The sequence below is a fragment of the Actinoallomurus purpureus genome (assembly GCF_024055795.1).
Lineage (GTDB): Bacteria > Actinomycetota > Actinomycetes > Streptosporangiales > Streptosporangiaceae > Actinoallomurus > Actinoallomurus purpureus.
On sequence record NZ_JAMXMY010000048.1, the window covers coordinates 1 to 6787 of the forward strand.

The 6787-nt window shown below is 68.6% G+C and carries 7 protein-coding genes; 3 read left to right on the forward strand and 4 right to left on the reverse strand.

All coding sequences use genetic code 11. The annotated features are described in order from the left end of the window. Positions 1–278: 278 nt before the first annotated feature. Positions 279–521: a YbaB/EbfC family nucleoid-associated protein gene (locus tag NE236_RS43085; RefSeq protein WP_252848116.1), complete on the reverse strand. Its 243-nt coding sequence runs from the start codon at positions 519–521 to the stop codon at positions 279–281. A gap of 180 nt (positions 522–701) precedes the next feature. Between NE236_RS43085 and NE236_RS43090 the strand changes: the two genes are divergently transcribed. Together NE236_RS43090 and NE236_RS43095 are read left to right on the forward strand one after the other, a co-directional pair. Beyond that, positions 702–896 (forward strand): hypothetical protein, encoded by a 195-nt coding sequence (locus NE236_RS43090; protein WP_252848117.1) that lies wholly within the window; start codon positions 702–704, stop codon positions 894–896. Between the two features lie 317 nt (positions 897–1213). Continuing rightward, positions 1214–2476 carry a hypothetical protein gene (locus NE236_RS43095; protein WP_252848118.1) on the forward strand — a complete coding sequence of 421 codons (1263 nt, stop codon included), beginning with the start codon at positions 1214–1216 and terminating at the stop codon, positions 2474–2476. On the opposite strand, the gene NE236_RS43100 is transcribed toward NE236_RS43095, so the two are convergent. The 3 genes from NE236_RS43100 to NE236_RS43110 are packed head-to-tail and all read right to left on the reverse strand — an operon-like array spanning position 2391 to position 4379. Beyond that, positions 2391–3155, reverse strand: a complete 765-nt coding sequence (locus NE236_RS43100) for a hypothetical protein (protein WP_252848119.1) — start codon at positions 3153–3155, stop codon at positions 2391–2393. The genes NE236_RS43095 and NE236_RS43100 overlap by 86 nt on opposite strands. A gap of 43 nt (positions 3156–3198) precedes the next feature. Further along, positions 3199–3780, reverse strand: coding sequence for a hypothetical protein (locus NE236_RS43105; protein WP_252848120.1), 582 nt, complete (start codon positions 3778–3780; stop codon positions 3199–3201). Then, a complete protein-coding gene (locus NE236_RS43110) occupies positions 3777–4379 on the reverse strand; it encodes a hypothetical protein (RefSeq protein WP_252848121.1) in 603 nt (200 codons plus the stop codon). Before NE236_RS43110 ends, NE236_RS43105 begins: the two co-directional genes overlap by 4 nt. Positions 4380–4487: 108 nt before the next feature. Between NE236_RS43110 and NE236_RS43115 the strand changes: the two genes are divergently transcribed. Beyond that, the gene (locus NE236_RS43115; protein ID WP_252848122.1) at positions 4488–5798 is read left to right on the forward strand and encodes a S8 family serine peptidase; all 1311 of its coding nucleotides are present in this window, start codon (positions 4488–4490) and stop codon (positions 5796–5798) included. Positions 5799–6787: the final 989 nt, after the last annotated feature.

Sequence of the window (6787 nt, forward strand, 5' to 3'; positions counted from 1 at the left end):
TCCCCCAACACGCACCCACCCCCACCAACTCACCCACCAGCACATCCACCGCCGACGCCAACGTCACCGACAGCTCAAAAAACCCCCGACCCGACCTCACCCACGAACCAAAATCAGCTTCAAAACCCGTGGTCACCACTCACCCCCGTCAGACATTCCCCGCACCAGTACGCCAGGGGTGGCCGTTGCCGGTCGACCTCGCACACCTCGGACAGACGCATTACAAACCGCCGAGCATGCCGGAGGAACAAACACCCCAGCTCGTCATTCACCAAGCACTACACCCGCCAAAGTGCTCGCGTAGCCGTGAATAGTCCCTGGCGTGCGATTATCGAGCGGGACAGCTCACTGAGGGGCGGCTTGCGGTAGACCTTCGGGGCAAAGCGAATGTCCTGGACCTGCCCCCGGGGGTCGGCGGCGACCGTCACCAGACCATCACGGCAGGTCACCGTCGTGCTGACCTCGTCGAGTGCGCGGCGCATGTCCTTGAGCGGCTTGGCCTGCCGGAAGTAATCCTCCATCAGCTCTTCGAGCGGCGCGTGAAGCTCTGCTCTGATGCCCGTTCACCTCCGATCACGCCGAGACGGCCTGGACCCTAAGATAGATTCGTCGGGTCCGCGGTTGGTTCCCACTGTCCCCTTTGCCCCCAAATGTGCCACGCCGAGCGTAAACTAGTCGCCGAGTGGGAAGGGGGGACATCGATGGCGGAGCTCTCTGAGGACGATCGTCGCGTCCTTGACCAACTGCGTCGTGCGGCGGCGGAGCGGGACGCGATCCCCCCGGAGGAGCGCATCCCGATGGACCACCCCGAGCGGTTCGCCTTCCCGATCGGGATGGACGCCCACGGGAACCTGTTCCGCCCGCGCGGTACCGAGTCCGAGGTGGACGGCGGCTGAGCCGGGCGTACGCGCCCGACGTCGAGACGATGGCGGCCCCCCCGAGTCATCGACGGCCGCCGTGCTCGATGCACGTCACACCGACATCGTTGCGTGATCCGCGTGCTCGTCGCGGTGGAGCTCGGGCAGCCTCGCGGCTCCGGCACCGAGATCACCCTTCCTGTTCGGCCTGTTGACGTCGAAACTCTGCGGACTCTTTACCCGTCACGTAGTCGGCGTCTCACGCATTTACAGCGCATATGACGCAGACCACGGCGCTGCGGCTCCATCGAATCGTTCACGGCAAGGCGAGCGGAGAGTCGTTACCATCGCGAACTGTGTACCGATTGTCCCCATGGAGCCTGCCGTGGACCACCCTCCGGTTGGCCGGCCGCTTCGCGTTGCCGCTCGCGCTGTGGTTCACGGTCGGCCAGGCGCTGAGGGACGCCCTGTTCTACGGCGGGTACGAGTTCGGCCTGCACAACTCGGTCGTCCCGATCATCGTGCTCAGCCTGACGGTCATGCTCACGCTGTCGGTCACGGTCGTCATGGTCCACAGCGTCAAGGAGGGCCTGCCGGCGGTCCGGGAGCATGAGCTCGACGAGTCTCTCGCCCCGTGGGCGGCGCAGGACGAGGAGACCATCCTCGGCGCGCTGACGCGCGCGCTGCTGCCCTTCATGATCTTCTATCTGGCCTGGAACTGGTTCTCGCAGGACGCGAAGGACTTCGTGCAGAGCGTCACCGGCCGCGGTTTCGGAGAGCAGGGGCTCGGGGGCCAGTTGGAGGCGATGAAATCGATCATCGCCATCGAGCACCACCCGTACATCGCGATCGTGCTGACCGTGGGTTTCCTCGTCGCCAAGTTCGTCGCCGAGCGGCTGGTGGAGCCGAAGTGGGCGCGGTTCGGCGGGGTCCTGATCGCGTTCTGTGAGGTCAACTGGACGCTCTTCGGCCTGTTCACCGTCAACAAGGCCCGGGACGCCGGGACCGGCTGGCTGCAGGCGCGGGTGGCGTGGGGATGGCTCGCCGACCTGACCGGTCCTCTGTTCGGCTGGATCGGCGCGTTGTGGCCGTCGGCGAAGGAGGCGGTGCTCGGCTCCCTCGTCTGGCTCGTGATCGCCGGAGTGATCCTCGGGGTCGACGCCGCGGAGGAGGCGGCGCTCGGCAGCGGCAGGATGGCCCGGCGGATCATCGCGGCGAGCGGCATGGACCGGCCGCGTACGCCCATCGAGGTCCTCACCCGGGAGCTGCGTGACAAGTGGCTTCCGACCGTGTACGGGCTGCGGATGGTCATCAGGGCGGGGATTCTCCCCTTCGGGGTCTTCTGTGCCCTGTTCACGGGCCTGGAGGTCGGCGCGGACCTGGTCCAACGAGGGGTCTACGACCTTCTCGGCCCGCACCCGGTCGCGTGGTGGGAGACGCGGCTGTCCGTCGTCGACTTCGCCGTCGGCTTCGTCCATCAGGCCCTGCGGGTCTGCCTGATGGCGGCGGCGTTCGACTTGGTGGTCGCCCGCGTCAGTGCTCGAAGACGAGCCCGTGAAGCGAGGACCGCCTCGTCCACGCCGATGACTTCTGCGATATCTCCAGCACCACCGAGCTGACCAGCCGGGCCGGTATGTCGGAGGTCACCGCGATCCGGCTCGTACGGCCCGCGACGGGGTCCGCGCCGAGGGGCAGCCCCGTCCAGACGTGACCGGCGCCGTCCCGCAACTGGTACTCGGTCGCCGTGGCGTTCTTGACCCCTTGTGCGTCGAGCGGCCGGACCTCGACGATCAGTTTGAGGCGCACGGCGCCGGCGGGGGTCGTCGCGTCCTTCTCAGGGGCGGTCGTGTCCCGGCCGAGCACGCGCCACTGGGCGCCGCCGAGGAGGCCGGTCTGCCCGCGCCGCACCACCGTGATGTGCTCGGCCGGCTGGAGTGCCGCCGCCTGGTGGCTGTCGTCGATCCACCGTACGACGATCAGGCCGGGGGCCAGCACGAGCAACGCGACGGCCTCGACGGCGCGTCGCCGCCGTCCACGGGTGCGCTTGCCGCGTCCGAGCGGATCCGGCGCCGTGTCCTCGAGCGGATCGCGCATGGTCGCCTCGTACGGATCCCGGTCGAGAGCGATGGCCTGAGCCTCACCGCCGTCCGGGTCCGGAGCCGAGGCGCTGGAGCCACGGGGCGACTCGTCGTACGCGGGCCGGCGTGGGTCGCGCCTCGTCCCCTCATACGGATCTGGGGTGCCGTACGGTGCCCCGGCCGGGCGGGGAGTTCTCCCGTCGTACGGATCGAACGTCATCGCACCTCCTGAAGGCGGGCGATCGGCGGTGCGACGGGAACCATCACGCCTTCTTGATGACGTAGTCGCGGGGCGCGTGGGCGATCAGCTCGGCCGCCTTCCGGCCGTCGATGCCCAGGTTCACGTCCGCCTGGGCGCTCAGCTGGTCGAGCGGAGCGGACTCTCCGACGATCAGCCGTGCGCCCGCGAGACGGTCCTTGGGGATCTCGAAGACGTACGACGCGTTCCCCCACAGCATCGGCTCGTACGTGCCGGACGTGTCCGAGATGGCGGTGCGGCCGCTCTCGTCGTAGGACAGTCCGCCCCGGGCGGCCAGCCGGACGTGGCCCGGCGTGAACGGCTTCTGGTTGCTCCTGATCCGCAGATAGACGATCACGAAGACACCGGGACTGAGCATGGTCTTCCGCGTGGTGAGACCGTCGTCGACGATGGCGCTCGCCACGTCGACCCGGTCGACGGCGACGCTGAACACGCGGTTGCCGACGACCGTGCCGGCGCGCCCTGTCGTGGAGATCGGGTTCTGGAGGCCGGCGTCGAGATGGGGCTTGCGCGCGTGGAGCCACATCGCGGCGGCCATGAACACGGCGGCCGTCAGCCAGGACGCCACTCGGACCGGGGCGCTCACGATGTCGCTCCCATCCGGACCGGGACGGTCACCTTGGCGGTGATCGGCGACGACTTCGTGACACTCCAGTAGAACGAGTCGTCGGTGAATCCCTGACCGTAGTTCCACTGCCGCAGCGCCACGGTGACGGACCGGAGCGTCGTGGTGGCCGGGAGCGGCCAGACCGCCTGGACGACCAGGGGCAGCCGCGGATGAGTGTCGCTGGTGGCGCCGCCGGGGAGTTCCCCGATCGACCGCGTTTCGTCCGCCTCGGCGTAGTGGCCGGGCTTCGGCTCGGCGACGATCCCGCCGATGAAGCTGGACACGCCGTTCGAACGGTCGCCCGTGTTGGTCACGCGCATCCGTACGACCAGCTTGTCATCGTTCTTGTCGAAGCTGCCGAGGGAGAACCGCCCGGCACGGGCGTCGAGCACCTGGACCTTGAACGCCCCCTGGTCCACGGTGCTTCCCGGGCTCACGACGGCCGGGCCGCCGGCCCGGGTGCGGAGCCCTCCGAAGGCACCGGCCAGCGCGATCGTCACCGTGACGCCGCCGATGACGGCGAGCATGACCCGTGCTCGGCGTCGGCGGGGCGTCTGGGGACGATCGGAGTGGGCCACGCGCCGATGGTAACGGGCCGTCTGTCCAGATTGCCGGTGATGGGAACCTCTCCGCGCGCCGATCGTCTAAAGTGCGTCTCTGGCCGACGCGTACCCGGGAGGCGAGACATGGGGGGTCTACGACGGGCGGGGCTCGCCGTCGCCGGCTCGCTCGCGCTGACGGCACTGGTCTGCATGCCGGCCGCGCGGGCCGTTCCCGGCGCCAAGCCGACCGCCACCCCGCACTCCACACACGCCACGCATGCGACGAAGAAGGCGACGCCGGCTCCCACCGTCACCAAGACCACCACCACGACCGCGACTCCGATCGCGCCCTGCAAGGGTCCGGAGGAGCATCCCGCCTCCCAGATGAAGACGGTTCCGTGGGCGCAGCAGCGGCTCGACTTCACCAGCGTCTGGGGGATCACCCGGGGCAAGGGCGTCACGGTCGCGGTGGTGGACAGCGGCATCAACCAGTCGCATCCGCAGCTGGTCGGCCGGGTCGTGAAGAGCATCGACCTGACGCACACCCACAACACCGACTGCTACGGCCACGGCACGTGGGTCGCCGGCATCATCGCGGCCCAGGACCGCCGCAACAGCGACGCGATCCCGTTCGTCGGCGTGGCCCCCGACGTGCGCCTGATCTCGATCAAGATCCAGGACGGGGAGACCTCCCCCGACGACGGGACGTTGCTCGCCAAGGGCATCATGCGGGCCGTGCAGGAGGGGGCGGACATCATCAACGTCTCCGCCGTCAACACCGACTACCCGCTGTTGCGGCAGGCGGTCCACGAGGCGGCGAGGAAGGGCGTCCTGATCGTCGCTTCGGCGGGGAACACCGATCCGCGGAAGAAGGCGAGCGAACAGGAGGAGTACCCCGCGTCGTACCCCGGGGTGTTGTCCGTGGGCGCCGTCGGCCCGAGCGGAACCCTCACCGACTTCTCCAACACCACGTCCAAGGTGGACGTGACCGCGCCGGGTGAGGACATCATCAGCACCAGCGGCAACGGTTACGTCGGCGGCCTCCGGGGCACGAGCTACTCCACGCCGTACGTCGCCGGGGTCGCGGCGCTCGTCAAGGCGAGCAAGCCGGATCTGACCGCGCCCCAGCTCATGCAGCGGATCATCGCCACGGCGGACCGCAGCATCGGGACGGGCAGCGGCGCGGGAATGGTCAATCCGCATGAGGCCGTTACCGCCCTCGTCAGCGGCACGGCCGGCCCGTCGGCGTCCCAGCGTGCGGGCGCGCAGCCGATCGACATCGGCGGTCCGCCGACGATCGATCACCGGACCCGGGACCTCGGCGCGCTCATCGCGGTCTGCGCCATCGGTGGAGCGCTGCTCGTGGCGTTCGCGGGCGTCATCGTGCCGCTCGGAGCCCGCCGCGGCTGGCGACCAGGTCGCGCCAAGCTCCCACCCGACGAACGATCGACCTGAGAGGCATCCTCTCCGCAAGATCATCGCCGCTGAGGCGGTTCCCCGCCGTGTTCGCCGGCCCGCCGGGGCGGTCTCGCTCAAACGCCGGGCCGGCCGAGCGTCCCCGAGATCTGCATCGGTGTGATCAGCGCCCGGCTGTACGTCTGCCTCGATCGAACTGACCTCAGGACGCACACCGCGAAGGTGACGCGACCGGCTTCCGCTGGTACGCGCTGCGCAGCGGCTGGGTCGTCGGCGGCCTCGCGCTGCTCGGCGCCGTGCTCCTGGCCACTGGTGCGCTGTGCGGGGAACGAGTGAATGTGACGCATTACTCGCCGTTCTTGATCGATTCACAGATGTTCTGCCCATTGCGCGGCAAATTCGGCGATGGTTTACTAGCCCGTAACATAGTTAACCTCGCGGACATAACACGCGCGGGCGTCGAGTCGAGCACGGGGATCGGGACCCAGCTCGACAGGCTGTTTTGGTGGACGCGGGTCCCGGCCGAGGTGGTGATAGCAGGTGGCCATTGGCGGACGACCGCATCCCCACGCCGATCGCGCAAACCGACCGAACGCATCACCAGGCGTGACCGGTTTTGGGTAGTCCATCGCCACTGAGGGCGGTCGAATGACGTGGGCGATCCGGTCCGTTCGGCTAATAAATCGCTGATCGGCGTACGTGACGGCACTTGCGTGAACTGCCGCGAGTTCCGTCCCCAAGGCCTACGACAGCCGCCTGAAAAGCAGCCAAAAGATCCGCGACGCGCCGGGCGGACTCCCATTTGTGACGGTGCGTCGCGCACCGCGGTGAGTGCCGCGCGCATTCTCTGCCGACTGGGCCCGGTGCGACGAACGTCTGACGGGGGTGAGTGGTGACCACCGGTTTTGAAGCTGATTTTGGTTCGTGGGTGAGGTCGGGTCGGGGGTTTTTTGAGCTGTCGGTGACGTTGGCGTCGGCGGTGGATGTGCTGGTGGGTGAGTTGGTGGGGGTGGGTGCGTGTTGGGGGA

Bases quoted from the DNA above. Each gene is read 5' to 3' on its own strand.
- NE236_RS43085 (WP_252848116.1), bottom strand. From the start codon at position 521: ATGGAGGATTACTTCCGGCAGGCCAAGCCGCTCAAGGACATGCGCCGC.
- NE236_RS43090 (WP_252848117.1), top strand. From the start codon at position 702: ATGGCGGAGCTCTCTGAGGACGATCGTCGCGTCCTTGACCAACTGCGT.
- NE236_RS43100 (WP_252848119.1), bottom strand. From the start codon at position 3,155: ATGACGTTCGATCCGTACGACGGGAGAACTCCCCGCCCGGCCGGGGCA.
- NE236_RS43115 (WP_252848122.1), top strand. From the start codon at position 4,488: ATGGGGGGTCTACGACGGGCGGGGCTCGCCGTCGCCGGCTCGCTCGCG.